This window comes from Nocardioides nitrophenolicus (assembly GCF_016907515.1).
Classification (GTDB): domain Bacteria; phylum Actinomycetota; class Actinomycetes; order Propionibacteriales; family Nocardioidaceae; genus Nocardioides; species Nocardioides nitrophenolicus.
On sequence record NZ_JAFBBY010000001.1, the window covers coordinates 1,090,144 to 1,105,482 of the forward strand.

Annotated in this window: 11 protein-coding genes; 6 read left to right on the forward strand and 5 right to left on the reverse strand. The window is 68.4% G+C overall.

Annotated features, from left to right (window positions below):
* Positions 1-9: 9 nt before the first annotated feature.
* The 5 genes from JOD66_RS05270 to JOD66_RS05290 all read right to left on the reverse strand — a co-directional run bounded on the left by JOD66_RS05270 (position 10) and on the right by JOD66_RS05290 (position 6,660).
* Entirely contained in the window at positions 10-1,506 is a 1,497-nt protein-coding gene (locus JOD66_RS05270; protein ID WP_204835857.1) for an aldehyde dehydrogenase family protein, read from the reverse strand.
* A gap of 21 nt (positions 1,507-1,527) precedes the next feature.
* Positions 1,528-2,424 carry a DUF1353 domain-containing protein gene (locus tag JOD66_RS05275; RefSeq protein ID WP_204835859.1) on the reverse strand — a complete coding sequence of 299 codons (897 nt, stop codon included), beginning with the start codon at positions 2,422-2,424 and terminating at the stop codon, positions 1,528-1,530.
* Positions 2,412-3,086: a zinc metalloprotease gene (locus JOD66_RS05280; protein ID WP_204835861.1), complete on the reverse strand. Its 675-nt coding sequence runs from the start codon at positions 3,084-3,086 to the stop codon at positions 2,412-2,414. The genes JOD66_RS05275 and JOD66_RS05280 overlap by 13 nt, the downstream gene beginning before the upstream one ends.
* The gene (locus JOD66_RS05285; protein WP_204835863.1) at positions 3,083-5,068 is read right to left on the reverse strand and encodes a thioredoxin domain-containing protein; all 1,986 of its coding nucleotides are present in this window, start codon (positions 5,066-5,068) and stop codon (positions 3,083-3,085) included. Before JOD66_RS05285 ends, JOD66_RS05280 begins: the two co-directional genes overlap by 4 nt.
* 443 nt (positions 5,069-5,511) lie before the next feature.
* Positions 5,512-6,660, reverse strand: a complete 1,149-nt coding sequence (locus tag JOD66_RS05290; RefSeq protein WP_204835864.1) for a hypothetical protein — start codon at positions 6,658-6,660, stop codon at positions 5,512-5,514.
* A 946-nt stretch (positions 6,661-7,606) separates the two neighbouring features.
* On the opposite strand from JOD66_RS05290, the gene JOD66_RS05295 reads away from it, so the two are divergent.
* From JOD66_RS05295 to JOD66_RS05320, 6 genes are all read left to right on the forward strand, one after another.
* Positions 7,607-8,506, forward strand: coding sequence for a hypothetical protein (locus tag JOD66_RS05295; protein ID WP_204835866.1), 900 nt, complete (start codon positions 7,607-7,609; stop codon positions 8,504-8,506).
* Positions 8,499-10,478 carry a DUF262 domain-containing protein gene (locus JOD66_RS05300; RefSeq protein ID WP_204835869.1) on the forward strand — a complete coding sequence of 660 codons (1,980 nt, stop codon included), beginning with the start codon at positions 8,499-8,501 and terminating at the stop codon, positions 10,476-10,478. The genes JOD66_RS05295 and JOD66_RS05300 overlap by 8 nt, the downstream gene beginning before the upstream one ends.
* A 429-nt stretch (positions 10,479-10,907) precedes the next feature.
* Positions 10,908-11,594: an IclR family transcriptional regulator gene (locus tag JOD66_RS05305; RefSeq protein ID WP_204835870.1), complete on the forward strand. Its 687-nt coding sequence runs from the start codon at positions 10,908-10,910 to the stop codon at positions 11,592-11,594.
* A gap of 159 nt (positions 11,595-11,753) precedes the next feature.
* On the forward strand, positions 11,754-12,614 hold the full coding sequence (locus tag JOD66_RS05310; protein WP_204835872.1) for an alpha/beta fold hydrolase: 861 nt from the start codon (positions 11,754-11,756) through the stop codon (positions 12,612-12,614).
* 9 nt (positions 12,615-12,623) lie between these two features.
* Positions 12,624-14,372: a bifunctional 3-(3-hydroxy-phenyl)propionate/3-hydroxycinnamic acid hydroxylase MhpA gene (gene mhpA / locus JOD66_RS05315; protein ID WP_204835873.1), complete on the forward strand. Its 1,749-nt coding sequence runs from the start codon at positions 12,624-12,626 to the stop codon at positions 14,370-14,372.
* Complete coding sequence (locus tag JOD66_RS05320; RefSeq protein ID WP_204835874.1) at positions 14,369-15,328, forward strand: 3-carboxyethylcatechol 2,3-dioxygenase; 960 nt, start codon at positions 14,369-14,371, stop codon at positions 15,326-15,328. The genes mhpA and JOD66_RS05320 overlap by 4 nt, the downstream gene beginning before the upstream one ends.
* Positions 15,329-15,339: the final 11 nt, after the last annotated feature.

A 15,339-nucleotide genomic window follows, 5' to 3' on the forward strand; every position in this document is an offset into this window, starting at 1 on the left:
GGCCCGCGTCTAGCTCTTCCCGCGCCCGTACAGTCCGCGCACGACCTTCGTGAGCTGCTTCTCCTCCTTGGCGGTGCGCCGGAAGGTGGTCAGCGCGATCGCCGGCTTGAACCGCTGGCGGGCGATGGCGTGGGGGTAGGTGAACTCGCGCAGCCCGTCGGGGCCGTGGATCCGGCCGAACCCGGAGTCGCCGACGCCGCCGAAGGGCAGGGTCGGGATGCCGGCGAAGGAGATCACCCCGTTGATCGCGGTCATGCCGGCCCGCAGCCGCTCGGCGATCTCCATGCCGTGCTCCTTGGAGAACACCGTCGAGCCGAGCGCGTAGCGGGTGCCGTTGGCCCGCTCGACCGCCTCGTCCATGGACGCCACCTTCGACACGGTGACAGTCGGACCGAAGGTCTCCTCCTGCACCGCCGCCGAGTCCTCAGGTACGTCGACCAGCACCGTCGGCTGCACGAAGCGCGCCCCCTCGGCCACCGGGCCGCCGACCAGGGCCCGGCCGCCGCGGGCCAGGGCGTCGTCGATGTGGCGGCGGATGATGTCGACCTGCGAGGGCATGGTGATCGGGCCGACCTGGCCGCCGGGGCGGGCCTCGAGCTGCTGGGCCTGGGCGACCAGCTCGGCGAGGAACTGGTCGTAGACCCGGTCGTGGACGTAGACCCGCTCGACGCCGGCGCAGGTCTGGCCGGCGTTCGCGGCCGCGCCCCACAGCGCCGCCTCGGCGGCCTCGGCCACGTCGGCGTCCTCGGCGACGATGAGCGCGTCCTTGCCGCCGGCCTCGATCACCACGGGCGTGAGGGTGTCGGCGCACGCCGCCATCACCCGCTTGCCGGTGGCGGTGGAGCCGGTGAAGGCCACCTTGTCGACACCGGCGCGGGTGAGCGCGGCCCCGGTGTCGCCGTACCCGGTCACGACCTGGAGCACCGGGCGGCCGACCGCCTCCCGGAAGGTGGCGGCGAGCCACTCGCCGACGCCGGGGGTGTACTCGGAGGGCTTGAAGACGACGGCGTTGCCGGCGGCGAGGGCGTAGGCGATCGAGCCCATCGGGGTGAAGACGGGGTAGTTCCAGGGGCCGATGACACCGACCACGCCGAGCGGGCGGTACTCCACGCTGGCCGCCTGGTTGACCATCAGCAGGCCCGGCGAGACGCTGCGCCGCTTGAGCACCTTCTCGGCGTGGCTCGCGGCCCAGGCGAGGTGGTCGACCGCGAGCGCGGTCTCGAGGAGGGCGTCACCCGTGGGCTTGCCGGTCTCGCGCGCCATCAGCGCCGCGAGCTCCTCCATCCGCCGGGCGATCACCTTGCGCCAGCGCACCAGCGCCTTCTTGCGCCCGTCGAAGCCGAGCGCCTGCCACCACTCGGCCTGCTTGCGGGCGGTCGCGACGGCGGCCTCCACCTCGGCGGCGGTGTGGATCGGGTGGGTGCCGACGACCTCGCCGGTGGCGGGGTCGAGCGAGCTGAACGTCTGCGCGGCGGGAGCGGCGGGAGCGGCATCGGTGCTGGTCACGCATCCGAACCTACTCGCCGGTCAGTTCGAGCGGAATGGAGTCAGGAACAAGACGGCGAGCGCGACATGGGCGGCGACCACAACGCCGGCGATCACGACCGCGGCCACCGGCCGTCGCCGGGCGACCCATTCGGCAGCCTGGTAGCCCAACGTGATCAGGCCGAGGGCCACCGTGACGTGCAGCAGCACGGCGAGCGCGATCCCCGAGATCACGCCCGCGATCGCGAACCGGCCCCAGGTCAGCCCGAGCAGCAGCGGTACGACGACCGCCCCCGCGAGGCCGCCCACCAGCTCCATCCCGAAGGACCGGTCTCCCATCCACGGCACCTCGTCGATGACGTCGAACAGGTCCAGGGTCGCCAGCACGCCGAGCACGACCACGATCGCCACGCTCGCCGCGGCCGCGACCCGGTAGCGCAGGTGGAGCGCACGGCTCCAGGACGCCGAGCCGTGCCAGATCGTCGACAGGGTCACCGCCGACCACACCAGCCAACTGCGCACCGGGCCGGTGTCGGTGTCGCGCATCGCCGCCCGGAACACCCGGTCGGCGGCCACCCGGTCGAGCACGTGGCCCTCGGCGGAGACATACGTCGGCGCCTCGTCGGGCGCGTGGACCAGGCCGTCGTGCAGCAGCGCAGGCGGGAGGTGGCGTCCGGTGCGGGGCACCAGCCAGGTGAAGATCGTGGGCACCGAGGTCAGGTCGGTCTCGAAGGTGCCGAGGTCGGCGGGGACCAGCAGGTCGCCGTACGCGCGGTCGCGGTAGGCGATCCGGTGCAGCATCCGGAACCGCTCGGTCCTGCGGTGGACGTCGCCCGCCTCCACCCGCTCCAGCACGATCGTGGGTGGCTGCGCCGAGCCCTCGTCGTGGAAGCGCTCCGGCTCCGGCCGCACCGGTCGCCACGGGCTCAGCGTTCGCATGACTCCGTCCCCTTCCCGAGCCGGGCCAGCCCCTTCCGGTCGCCCGGACCGAAGTCTTCCCGACCGACGCTCCGCGCGTGCATCAGCTCGCGCCGCGAGTCGACGTGGTCGAGGCCCAGCACGTGCCCGAGCTCGTGGAGCAGCGTGGCCCGCTCGTCGCCGTCGTCGTCGAGGGCGTCGACGTCGAGCACCACCCGGCCGGTGACGTACCACAGCCAGCGCGAGTCCTCGCGCGCCGCCGAGCCACCGATCCCGGCGACGTCGCCGGCCAGGTCGGGGATCTCCTCCGCGCGGGCCCAGGCGACGAGCACCGGCGGCTCGGCGCTCTGGTCCTCCCCGGTGTCGACGGGCCGCCGGGCCGTGGTGCCGACGTACGCGAACCGGAAGCCGCTGACCGCCGCCACCTCGGCGACCGCGTCCCGCACCCGCGCAACCGCCTCGTCGTCGCTGCCGGGAGCGTGCAGGGGGTTGACCTCGTAGCGGATCGGCTCGCAGGGACGCCAGGTCACCGGCTCCCCGGCGCGATAGGGCTGCTCGTCGAGGAAGGCGTACGTCGGGTCGGGCGGGGTGTGCCCGAGCCCGGTCGCCCCGACCGCGAGGACGCCGGCGAAGAGGGTCGCGCTCACCAGGAGCACCCCACCCCACAGCCGGCGGCTGCTCACCCGATCCCGTCCGGTTCGGTCACCGGACGCTCGCACACGAAGCCCCGGCACACGTACGCCGCCGGGCGTCCGTCGACCGGCGTGCGTCCCGCCAGCAGCGGGATCTCCTCGGTCGCCCCCTCAGCCGCGACCACCACGGCGCCCGGCAGGGTGAGCGCCTTCGCGACGAGGGCGTCGCGCTCGGGACCGGAGGGGCCGACGACCGCGACCTCGAGCGGCCCGTCGAGCATGGTCACCGCCGCCGCGAGCGACCAGCCCGCGAACCGCGGCGCCCTGTCGGCGAGCACGCTGACCGTCGCCAGCGCCCGCTCCGCGGCGTCCCGGTAGCGGCCATCCCCGGTCAGCGCGTGCGCCTCCACCAGCGCGTGGACCAGGCTGCTGAACCCGCTCGGACTGGCGTTGTCGCCCGGATCGCGCGGCCGGGCGACCAGCACCTCCGCGTCGTCGGCGGTGTCGTAGAAGCCCCCGTCCGCAGCGGCGAAGCTCGCGAGCGCGGTGTCGAGGAGCCGGGTGGCCAGGCGCAGCCAACGCCCGTCGGCCGTCGCCTGGGCCAGGGCGAGGAGGCCCGAGGCCACGCAGCCGTAGTCCTCCAGCACGCCCGCGTGCGCGCCCACCACACCGTCGCGGGAGACCCGTAGGATCCGGCCGTCCTTCACGTGGAGCCGCTCGAGCAGCTCGGCGGTCGCGCGGGCCGCCTCGACGTAGTCCGGCCGGCCGAGCCGCCGTCCCGCGTCGACCAGTCCGCTGATCGCGAGCCCGTTCCACGCGGCGACCACCTTGTCGTCGCGCGCCGGACGCGGCCGCTGCTCGCGCGCGGCGAGCAGCCGGCGTCGTACGTCGGCCAGGCGGCTCCGGTCGGCGGGGTCCTGGGGGTAGTGGCGCAGCTGCAGCGTCGACATCCCGTGCTCGAAGGTCCCCTCCTCGGTGACCCCGAACAGCTCCGCCGCCCAGGCCCCGTCGGTCGGCCCCAAGACCTCGATGAGCTGGGCGGGCGTCCAGGCGTAGAACAGGCCCTCCTCCGCATGCCCGCCGGGCTCGGCCGGGCTGTCCGCGTCGAGCGCGGACGCGAAGCCACCCTGCTCCGTGCGCAGCTCGCGCAGCATGAAGTCGGCCGTCTCCGTCGCGATCCGGTCCCCCAGCTCGCTGCCCAGCCGCGCGTAGAGGCCGAGCAGCTGGGCGTTGTCGTAGAGCATCTTCTCGAAGTGCGGCACCACCCAGGCCCGGTCGACGGCGTACCGCGCGAACCCGCCGCCCACCTGGTCGTACATCCCGCTGCCCGCCATCGCCGCCACCGTCCGCGCCAGCATGTGCCGCGCCTGCTGCACCGACTCGCCCCGGTAGCGGCGCAGGAACTCCAGCACCATCGTCGGCGGGAACTTCGGCGCATCCCCGAACCCACCCGCCATCGCGTCGTACTCCTGCGCCAGGGTCGCCACCGCCCCGTCGATCCGCTCCCCCGTCAGCGCGTACGCCGGCAGACTCGCCTCCTTGCGCAGGTGCTCGGCCACGCTCGCCGCGGTCCGGCGTACGTCATCGCCCCGGTCCACCCACGCCCCCCGCAGCGCCTGCAGCACCTGCGTGAACGACGGCGACCCGTGCCGCGGCTGGTCCGGCAGGTAGGTCCCCGCGAAGAACGGCGCCCCCTCGGGATCCATCACCACCGTCATCGGCCACCCACCCTGCCCCGTCATCGCGGTGGTCGCCTGCATGTACACCGCATCGACGTCCGGCCGCTCCTCGCGATCCACCTTGATGCTCACGTAGTGGGCGTTGAGATAGTCCGCCGTCGCCTGGTCCTCGAAGGACTCGTGGGCCATGACATGGCACCAGTGGCAGGCGGCGTAGCCCACTGACAGGAGGATGGGGACGTTCCTCCGCTTGGCCTCCGCGAACGCCTCCGGTCCCCACTCCCACCAGTCGACCGGGTTGTCCTTGTGCTGGAGGAGGTAGGGGCTGGTGGCGTCGGCGAGGCGGTTGGGCACGTGTCCACGCTAGTCCGTGGTTGTGGAGGGTCGGGGAGACCAGCGTGACGTGCCAGAACGACTCGCGCTGCACGACGGCACCGGCCAGACCTGATGCCGCGTGAGCCAGCCTATTTTTCGAAGACATTCTATGGCGACGTGGGTGACAGTTAGCTGCGCGACGACGGACCGTCATAGGCGGCGGAATGCAGCAGGCACTGCTTGCCGTGCCGATCCACGGAAACCCAGTGGCCGGCTTCCGCGCAGCTGGACGAACCCGACTGACACCTTGGCCGTGGTTATCACCCCGCTAAGACGGGTGCTCCGCCAGTTCAGAACGGGTGATCGGAGTCGTATAGGAAGCACGGTTGGCACATGGACCTGCATGAGTTAACGGCGCAGTCGCAGGCAGCAGATCTACGGGGCCGCTTTCCCGATATGGGCGCATACCGCGAGTCTTAGGTTCACCCGCCGTCGTTTGAAGGTAGGAGCACATCGACGAGATGCTCTCGAAGACCCTCCACTGACAACCCGTACCGCACGATGGCCTCGGTGGCGACGGCGAACAAGGCGGGATGTGCACCTGGCGAGACTGTGATTGTGCCGCCACAGTCCAGTTCTATATCGTCGGAAGATACCAGGGAATCCAGGGCATGGCGAAGACGTGCGGCCAGCGCTTCAGCAGCCCGCAGTTCGTGTATAGTGTTCCGCGCCCGGAGTAGCCAACTGAGCACATCAGGTTCGGGATCCCAGATATCCACCTCGGACCATTCCGGTTCCGACGCGAACTCGCGAATCGGAAGGCCGGGGAGATGTTCGGGTGAGTCGTCGTTGCGCGGAGGCGCGGGCAATTCAGGACCGTCATACGCGGGATCCCACGGAGTGCGAGCCGACACTGATTCAAGCCACAGTGAGCGAGCAAGGCTATCCGCCGTCTGCGATCGACAGCGATCAGCGACCGACGTCGCAACGAGTTCGAGCAGAATTGCGCTTCGCATGGGGTGGCGTCGCAAGTCGGCTCGAGCATCAGCCAAAATCGGGTCATCTTTGGACCGCATAGTCAAGGTCACCAGACTTGTCATTTGAGTTTGACTGAGTCGTAGGAACCCGCCGAGATTTGTCGGCTCAATGACGACGACCTTCGCCTTCTTCGTGAAGGCCTGTCGGATACTGCGAAGTCTTGAGTTGATCTTGTTGTTCTTGACCGATACGTCGGCGGCAAGTACCGCACACCACAACGCCGTCGGGCCGTAATGATCGACGGATTCGCTGTGTTGAGTGCGTAACTTGGCGACGAGGTCGGCCTCGTCAATCTCCTTGTGGGACTTGACTTGAAGACACACGTAGGACTGTCGGTCGTTAGCCGTTAGCCTCACGACGATGTCGGCCCCTTGGTCTCGCAAGCCTTGAACGTCGTACTCCACGTGCTGGTCGGCCGGAATGCAGCGCAACAGGTCGTCGAGTTGGTCTCTTACCCGCGGGAGGAGGTCCGAGTCGTGACGTAGTTCGCGAAGCTCGCGGGTGCGGTCGACCGGAACGCGGTAGAGACGGAATGCCTCCAAGATGAGCCTGGTTCCCAAATCTACGCTGCTGGTGCCCTCCTCGGTTGTCATTGACGAGCATCCCCGACTCTCAGCGCCGCTGCGTAGTCGTCTCTATCCCAGGAGAAGGCACACGTCGCCACCATGTTCATAGTCAAGCAGCCGTCGATGGAGCCGTACCGCATGCCGCGGCAGGTCATGGCCGCTTCGCGACGGAAGGGCGGCGCCGGACGGCGCAATCGCGCGCTCTTGCCGCGGTGCGCTGCCAGCGCGGTTCTAGAGGTCGGTCTCGTGTCGGACCATGCCGATCTACGTCTACGTGTCGCCGGCCGCGACAACCGCTTTCAGCGATCAGTTGGGACTGGGTCGGTAGCTTGGATACAGGGGGCGGCCCGCGATCAATCAGAGGGCGGGCGCGGAGGCTCCAGCCGCTCTCGCGCGGGGTCCGGCGTCGGTATTGAGCTTTACATGCCGGCCGATCCTGTTCCCTTTGGCTAGGATCTGGCGCGAATCACTCAAGCTGGGGATCGCTTTCGACCTGTTCGGCGAGGCCTCGCAAGTTCTCACGGAGACCCAGCCCACCACTTCGACTTCCACGAAGACGGGACTGGTTCTTTGTCGAAGATGGCCAGTAGTCCGAGGTTGCTTTCAAAGGGGTTGCGGCCACGCGGTGACCTGATCGCGACCTGGCCGACTTCCGTCGAGATCTGCGCTGGTGGAAGTCCGCCCGTCGGTCGAGCTTGGCGGTAGTAGGCCGCGCGTCACGATCGTCCGGCCCCACACAACCAGCTGCGCTCATTTGATGCGCTCTCGACGATCGTTGCAGTTCAGACTCCTAGCCCGAGTTCACGTCCGTCGCCGCCACAACTTGCGATCGGCGCGGACCCGGGCCAGGTAGCGGTGAGCAGCGGCACGACGCGCGCCTTTCCCGACTCGCCATACCCGCGGCTGCATCGGGCGACGCAACACGCCGCACAGCGGCACCCCATACGAACGTGTCGCAGGGCAGACTGTCCCAGTGACGCCTGAACCCACCGACGCCAGCATGGCCGAGGATTCTGCGCCTGTGATGCGGCCAAACACTTTGGAATCCATGATTTCGGAACTGAGCGAGGTCACGGGCATGGATTTCGCCGAAGCAGAGAGCCCGTTTCGCACGTTCATGACCGGAGTGGAGTCAGGCGTTCAGGAATCGGAGTTTTTTGGCGCCCTTCTCGATATACATTCGGACCTTTCGGGAGAGCGCGTCGTCGGCAACATCCGCGGTGTCGAGGCGTGGGCAGACGGAGAGCAGAGTTTCCGCTTGGTTCCGAAATCTTGGGAATCCGTGGTCGACAAGCTCTACCGCATCAACATCGAGGAAAATCGACAATTCTCGCTGCCACCTTTGGTGCTCGATATCCATGAGCAAGCCGCCAGGGTCCCTACGCCGTCGCGACAGCGGTGGATTACTCCAGACCTAGCACATCAGGTGGCGGACGACTTGATCAGAACTAAGTTCGTGGTGCCGTTCGCGGATGGAGTTGTGGCAGTCAGTGACCGCATTATTGAAGCGACGAATCGTTGTGGCCTGCCCACCTATCGGCGGTATCACGCCAAGGATTCGGGTTATCATGCGCGCCACCATTACGCCTTGGTATCAGTCCCGGGATACGACGGTTCTGATACGACGGTCGCTGTCGAAGTAAAGGTTCTCACCAAACTTCAGGACACATTGGGAGAACTAACCCATATGCTCTACGAGCTGAAGCGCACTGGGACTATCCGGTCCGAGGAGAAGCGGAAACTTGCCTGGCTTTTCGAGTCGCCTGACTTTTCTGCCTCGTATATCGGACACGCAGGTCACTACATCGAAGCTTCGATCGTAGAACTCAAAAGGAAGCTTCAGTCATTCGAGGGAGCAATCAACCATGGATAACCCGGAGCCGCGGGCGCAGTACCTCAATGTAGTCCTCCGCCAGATTGCTCGAACCGCGCTCAGGATCCCCCGGTTTCAGCGTCACTTCGTCTGGGATGAGCGTGACGTGATCGAGTTGCTAGGCAGTATTCAAAGGGGCTACCCAATCGGTAGTGTCTTGACTTGGCGCGTCGAGGCGTCCGACGAGTACTTTTCGGGGTTTCGTCACGATCCCTTTCCGGAGGCCGATGACGCTTTGGCGACATTCGAGGTCGTCCTGGACGGCGCGCAACGGCTGTCGAGTCTGTACGGATGTCTTCGCAATGCAGCGGCAAGTCCGATCTATCGTGTCGTTTTCGACACACGCAATCAGTCATTTCACCATGCGAGCGCGCACGTTGACCCGTGGCAGATCCCGATGGATGCCCTCTTTGATAGCCGGCGATTCTTGGAGGTGCAGGCGACTATCTCCACTCTCGCAGACTCGGAAGATTTGTTGCCGCGTGCCCTTGATCTGTATTCGACGTTTCAGGACTACCAGATCCCGATCATCGCGATCTCTAACGCGGTTCTCGAAGATGTGGTTGAGGTCTTCCGACGCGTTAACAGTAGTGGTACTCCCTTGTCGAGTGTCGACTTTGTCCGGGCGTTGACCTGGCAGTCGAGCTTCGACCTAGAGGAGACCTTCGATGCCTTCGCAGAGCGGTTTCAGGCCACTCCCCTCGAAGGCTTTTCGGAGGATTTTCTGGTGCGCTGTCTCTCCATCGCTGCCGGCCTATCACTTGATAGCCGGGACAGTCGGCAACTGAAAGTCTTGTCCTCTCGTCCAGGCGGTCTTTCAGAGGAACTCTCTGCAATGGAGACCGCCTTGGAGGAAGTCGCGATCTTCCTAGGAAAGATCAACGTACGCAGTATGCGTGAGGTGCCATACGAGGTGCAGCGTCTCCTTCTCTTCTCCCTCAAGCTCTACAAGTTGGACGTGTCAGACGATGTGCTTGAGGACTGGTTTTGGCGCTCCACCTTCGCAGAGGAGCACCAAAGCAAGCCCGAGTCCTACGTGACCAGGCTCGTAAGGTCGATGCGAAGCGGAGATCCTCAGCCAGCCCTTGAGGTTCGGAAACCCATCGATGCGGGCTTGCTGGCGACTCGAAGCCGGCGGGCCGGATCGGCTGTAGCCATCGGTTTCGAGTTGTTGTTGCGGCGACTGGGGGCTCGGTCTTTGCTGTCAGGAGAGGAGGTCTCCGTCCACGAGGGGATGCACGGACTCCTATATAGTCGAAGCGAGCTTGCAGAAGTAGCCAGCGACGGCCTTGCACTGCCGTCGGGTGGGCCCCTCTCCAACATAGTACTTCTTAGCGAAGCCGATGCCATTGAATGGCGCTATCTCCGCAAGACCCACTCTGTGGGTGAGCTATTCGCGTTGTGCCAGTCGCGGACAGAGTCGGCTGCGGAAATCTGGTCGTCCCAGGGACTAGGTGACGTCGAAGGTAGATCAGCGGCGGAGGTGCTCACCAGCAGGTCGGCCCAACTGCTGGCCGAGTTCCTTCCGCCGGGGGCATCGCAGCGCAGTGGCGGGTCAAATAGCTCTCAGCACTGGCTAGAGATCCAGAGGGCGGTCCAGCGGTTTATCGGATTCGACCCAATGAGGGAGCGAGTAGACGAGCGACTGACGGACTTGCGGATTGCAATGATCGCGCTGGTCGACGATCTGCCCGAATGGAACGGACTGGATAGATGGCTGGAGGCCGAGCGTTTGCTGGGCGCTGGCCTGGGTCGGCAAGTGATTGAACAAGCGCAACCCTCGGATTCTACGGATCGGCGACTAGAGATTCTCGGCCCGTACCAGTTGTGGGCCCATGCGCTCACGAACAACCTGCGTTTTCTACGAAGCCGCGGCTATGACCCTCATCTTCTCGCTGACCTTGCTCAGAACGCGGAGCGAGCTCAGCGTGGGGTCTACGAGTCGAATGGCTGGATTGCGCCGCAGGGGTAGGACGGCAACTTGGGTGCGGCGGGAATCTAGTTCGGGTGGTACCCCTAAACGTTTGAGGGCGACTTTCTCATCGCCGTTGTGCGGGCTTGGTATGTAGTGCGTATGGCCTGGCCCTGCTCCGCGCGTCATCCTTTGGACGGGTGATCCGAGGCAGCACGCTGATCTCGGGGCGACCGGAGGCGACAGCGCGAGTGCTAACTACGCATGGTCTTGAGCCGCGTCATGGGGGCGGAACGATGCAGGTGGGACCCACAGAGATCATGACGCGGGACCATCGCGTCGCACATTTGGATACCTGGCCGATCCCAAAGGCATCCCGGACGTGCCTCGGGGCCGAACCCGCGGCCCGCTACCTCAACTCCCCAACAGCAGCCGAGGTCCGACCGCGGCCGGCTCTGCTCGTCAACCCCGCCTCACTACAGTTCCCCCATGACCACCCCCCGCGCCGCTGCCCCCGGCGCCCAGACCCTCGCCCGCGGCCTCCGCGCGCTCGAGCTGGTCGCGGGCGCGACGGAGGGCATGTCGGTGCAGGAGCTGTCGGCGGAGCTCGACGTCCATCGGTCGATCACGTCGCGGCTGTTGACGACATTGGCGGACTTCCGGCTGGTGACCCGGGGCCAGGATGGCCGGTACCGGCCGGGCGCGGGGCTGGCGGCGCTGGCGACGGGCGTGCACATGACGCTGCGGGAGGCGGCGGAGCCGATCCTGCGTGACCTGGCGGCGCGGCTCGACGCGACGGTGTCGCTGCTGGTGGTCGAGGGGGATGAGGCGGTGGCGCTGACGGTGGTCGAGCCGCCGCGCGCGAGCTTCCTGATCTCGTTCCGCACCGGCGGGCATCACCCGCTCGGGCGCGGGTCGGCCGGGATCGCGCTGCTGGCGGCGCTGCCGCCGCAGCCGGGTGAGCCGGAGGCGGTCGCCGAGGCGCGACGGGCCGGCCATGCCCGGACGTACGGCGAGGTCGAGCCCGGCGCGTACGGCGTCGCCGCGCCGATCCCCCACGTCGCCGGCATGCCCACGGCCTGCATCAACCTGATCACGCACCGCGTCGAGGTCGCCGACGCCGCCGCGCCCGCCATCGAGGCGGCCGCCGCCGAGCTGCACGCCCGGCTGAGCTGACGCCGGCCCACCAAGCCGACCCGGTCCCCGGGTCGGCTACTTCAGCCTGCCCGGCGCAGGCCCACCCCTTGACACCGGCGCGTGCCCGTGGTCACACTGACGTCAACGGTGTGTAAATAACGAATGTCGACGTGTAAATAACGAGCGAAACGAGGAGACATGACGCTCACCCAGGAGTCCGCCGCCCGCGACCTGACGCTCGACTCGGGTGTCCGCCTGCGCTTCTACGAGGCCGGGGACCCGCTCGCGCCGGTCGTGGTCCTGCTGCACGGCTCGGGCCCCGGAGCGACCGGGTGGTCCAACTTCTCGGGCAACATCGAGGCGATCGCGGACGCCGGCTTCCACGTGCTGGCGCCCGACATGCCCGGCTGGGGCGACTCGGACGCGGTGGCCACGGTCGACATGGACCACGACCGCGACCTGGTCGGCTTCCTCGACGCGCTCGGTGTCGAGCGAGCGGCGCTGGTCGGCAACTCGATGGGCGGCCACACGGCGGTGCGCTTCGCGACCCTCCACCCCGAGCGGATCACCCACCTGGTCACGATGGGCGCCTCGCTCGGGCGCGGCCCGGCGTCCCTGTTCGGCCCCGGTGACGGACCGAGCGAGGGACTCAAGGTCCTCGTCCGGGCGTACAAGGACGCGAGCCCCGAGAACATGAAGGCCCTGGTCGAGATCATGACCTTCGACAAGGAGCGGTTCGCGACGCCCGAGCTCACCGCCGCCCGCTCGGCCGCCGCCCTCGCCCGCCCCGACCACCTGCGCAACTACGTCGAGGGCCTGGCCCACGGTGCGCCGATCCCCATCAAGGTGGACCGCGACCGGGTCGCGGAGATCGCCGTGCCGACGCTGCTGATCCACGGCAAGGACGACCGGGTGCTCCACTACGAGACGACGCTGTGGCTGCTCGCCAACATCCCGAACTCCCGCGCCGTGCTGCTCAACCGCTGCGGGCACTGGGCGATGATCGAGCACGCCGCGGAGTTCAACCGCCTCGTCGTCGACTTCCTCACCCACAGCTGAGGAGGGCCGGTGACCACCGAAGCAACGACGCAAGCAACGACCGAAGCGACGACCGACGCCGACGTGATCATCATCGGCGCGGGCCCGGTCGGCCTGACCCTCGCCAACCTGCTGGGCGTGCGCGGGCAGCGCGCGATCGTGCTCGAGTCCCGCGCCGAGCTGATCGACTACCCCCGCGGCGTCGGCCTCGACGACGAGTCCATCCGCACCCTGCAGACCGCCGGACTCTGGGAGGCGGTACGCCCCTACACGGTCCCCCACCACGTCGTCCGGTTCGTCAACGGCCGCGGCCAGGTGCTCGCCACCAACGATCCCCGCACCGACGAGTTCGGCCACCCGCGCAAGCACGGCTTCATCCAGCCGCTCGTCGACCGCGAGCTCGCCCGGGGCCTGGACCGGTTCAGCACGACCGAGCTGCGGTTCGGGCACACCGTCACCGGCCTCGACGACGACGGACGACGGGTCCGGGTCACCGCCCAGCGCCCCGACGGCAGTACCACCCACCTCACCGCGTCGTACGTCGTGGGCTGCGAGGGCGGCCGGTCCTTCACCCGCGGCTGGATCGGCGCCGACTTCGTCGGGAAGTCGCCCTCCACCCGCTGGCTGGTGGTCGACGTCGACAACGACCCCCTCGGTACGCCGTCGGTCTACCTCGGCGCCGACCCCCGCCGTCCGTACGTCTCCATCGGCCTCCCCCACGGGATCCGCCGCTGGGAGTTCATGCTGTTCGACGACGAGCCGACCGACCTGGTCGACAGCCCCGCCTTCATGCACCGGCTGCTGGCGCCGCACGTCCCGGACCCCGCGTCGCTGGCCGTGATCAACAAGCGCGTCTTCACCCACCACGGCCGGATCGCCTCGACCTTCCGCAAGGGCCGGGTGCTGATCGCGGGCGACGCCGCGCACCTGATGCCGGTCTGGCTGGGCCAGGGCTGGAACTCGGGCATCCGCGACGCCACGAATCTCGCCTGGAAGCTGACCTCCGTCCTCACCGGCCAGGCCGACGACGGGCTGCTCGACAGCTACACCACCGAGCGCCACCAGCACGCCTCGGACATGATCGACATCAACATGGCCGCGGGCGCGATCATGAAGTGCGGTCCGGTCAAGGGCCGGCTGCGCGATCTCGCGGCCGCCGCCCTCAACGTCGCCCCGTCGGTGAAGGCGTACTTCTCGGAGCTGCGGTTCAAGCCGATGCCGCGGTACGCCGCCGGCGTGGTCGTCGACCAGGCGACCCTGGAGCCGGGCCGCTCGGACGCCGGGTTCGAGCGCAACCGGCTGCAGCCCTTCACCGACGCCGCCGGTCGCCTCTCCCCCGTCGGGTCCCAGTTCATCCAGCCCCGGGTCACGATCGCCGGGGCCGCCGACGTGCTCCTGGACGACGTCCTCGGGGACTGGTGGGCGATCGCCGCCTGGGGCAACGACCCCAGCCGGCTGCTGTCCGCCGCCGACCTCGCGCTCGTCGAGCGCCTCGGCATCCAGCTGGTCAGCTTCGTCCCGGAGACCCAGCGGACCTGGGCCGAGCAGCGCTTCGCGAACGGGCCGGTGCCGGTGACCGTCGTCGGCGACCCGTCCGGCCGCCTCAAGTCCTGGTTCGACACCCGCTCCTGCGGCGTGGTCGTGCTCCGCCCGGACCGCTTCGTCGCCGCGGCCGCGCTCGCGCAGCAGGCCTCCGCGGCGTTCGCCGCGACCCTCACGGCGGCGTCCTACCGCCCCGCGGCGGCGTCCGTCCCCGCCCTGGAAGGAGCGCCGGCATGAGCCTCGCGCTGGTCTGCATGTCCCACAGCCCGCTGCTCGACTTCGCCGAGCCGCCGCCGGAGGTCACCGAGGCCGTCGACGCGGCCTTCACCCAGGCCCGCGACTTCGTGGCCGCCTTCGACCCGACCCTCGTCGTCTCCTTCGCCCCCGACCACTACAACGGCTTCTTCTACGACCTCATGCCGCCGTTCTGCATCGGCTACGAGGCCCGCGGCGTCGGCGACTACGGCACGACCGAAGGCCCCCTGGACGTGCCGACGGCCGTCGCGGAGCGGCTCGCCCAGCACGTCATCGACCGCGACGTGGACGTCGCCATCTCGCGACGGATGGACATCGACCACGGCGCCATCCAGCCGCTGGAGATCCTCTTCGGCGGCATCGACACCGTGCCGACGATCCCCGTCTTCGTCAACGGCGTGGCCCGGCCGTTCACCCGGATGCGCCGGATCCGCCAGCTCGGGCTCGCGATCGGCGACTTCCTGGCCGGGTTGGACGAGCGCGTCCTGGTGATCGGGTCCGGCGGCCTCTCCCACGACCCGCCCGTCCCGCAGTGGGCGACCGCGAGCGACCAGCAGCGCGCCATGCTCCTCGACGGACGGCACCCGACGGCGGCCGCGCGCGACGCCCGCCAGCAGCGCGTGATCGACACCGCCCGGGAGTTCGCCGCCGGCCGCGCCGAGATCCGCGACCTCAACCCCGAGTGGGACCTGGCCCTGCTCGACGTACTCGCCTCGGGCGATCTCACGGCCATCGACGCGATGACGCCCGACCAGATGGCGTCCGACGCCGGGAACTCCGCCCACGAGGTCCGGACCTGGGTCGCCGCCTACAGCGCGCTCTCCGCGGCCGGCGCGTACGACGTCACCTCCCGCTTCTACCGCCCGATCCCCGAGCTGATCGCCGGCTTCGGCGTGACCACCGCCCTCCCCCGCACCCCCGCGCTCGCCCGCGGCTGACCCCGGAGCAC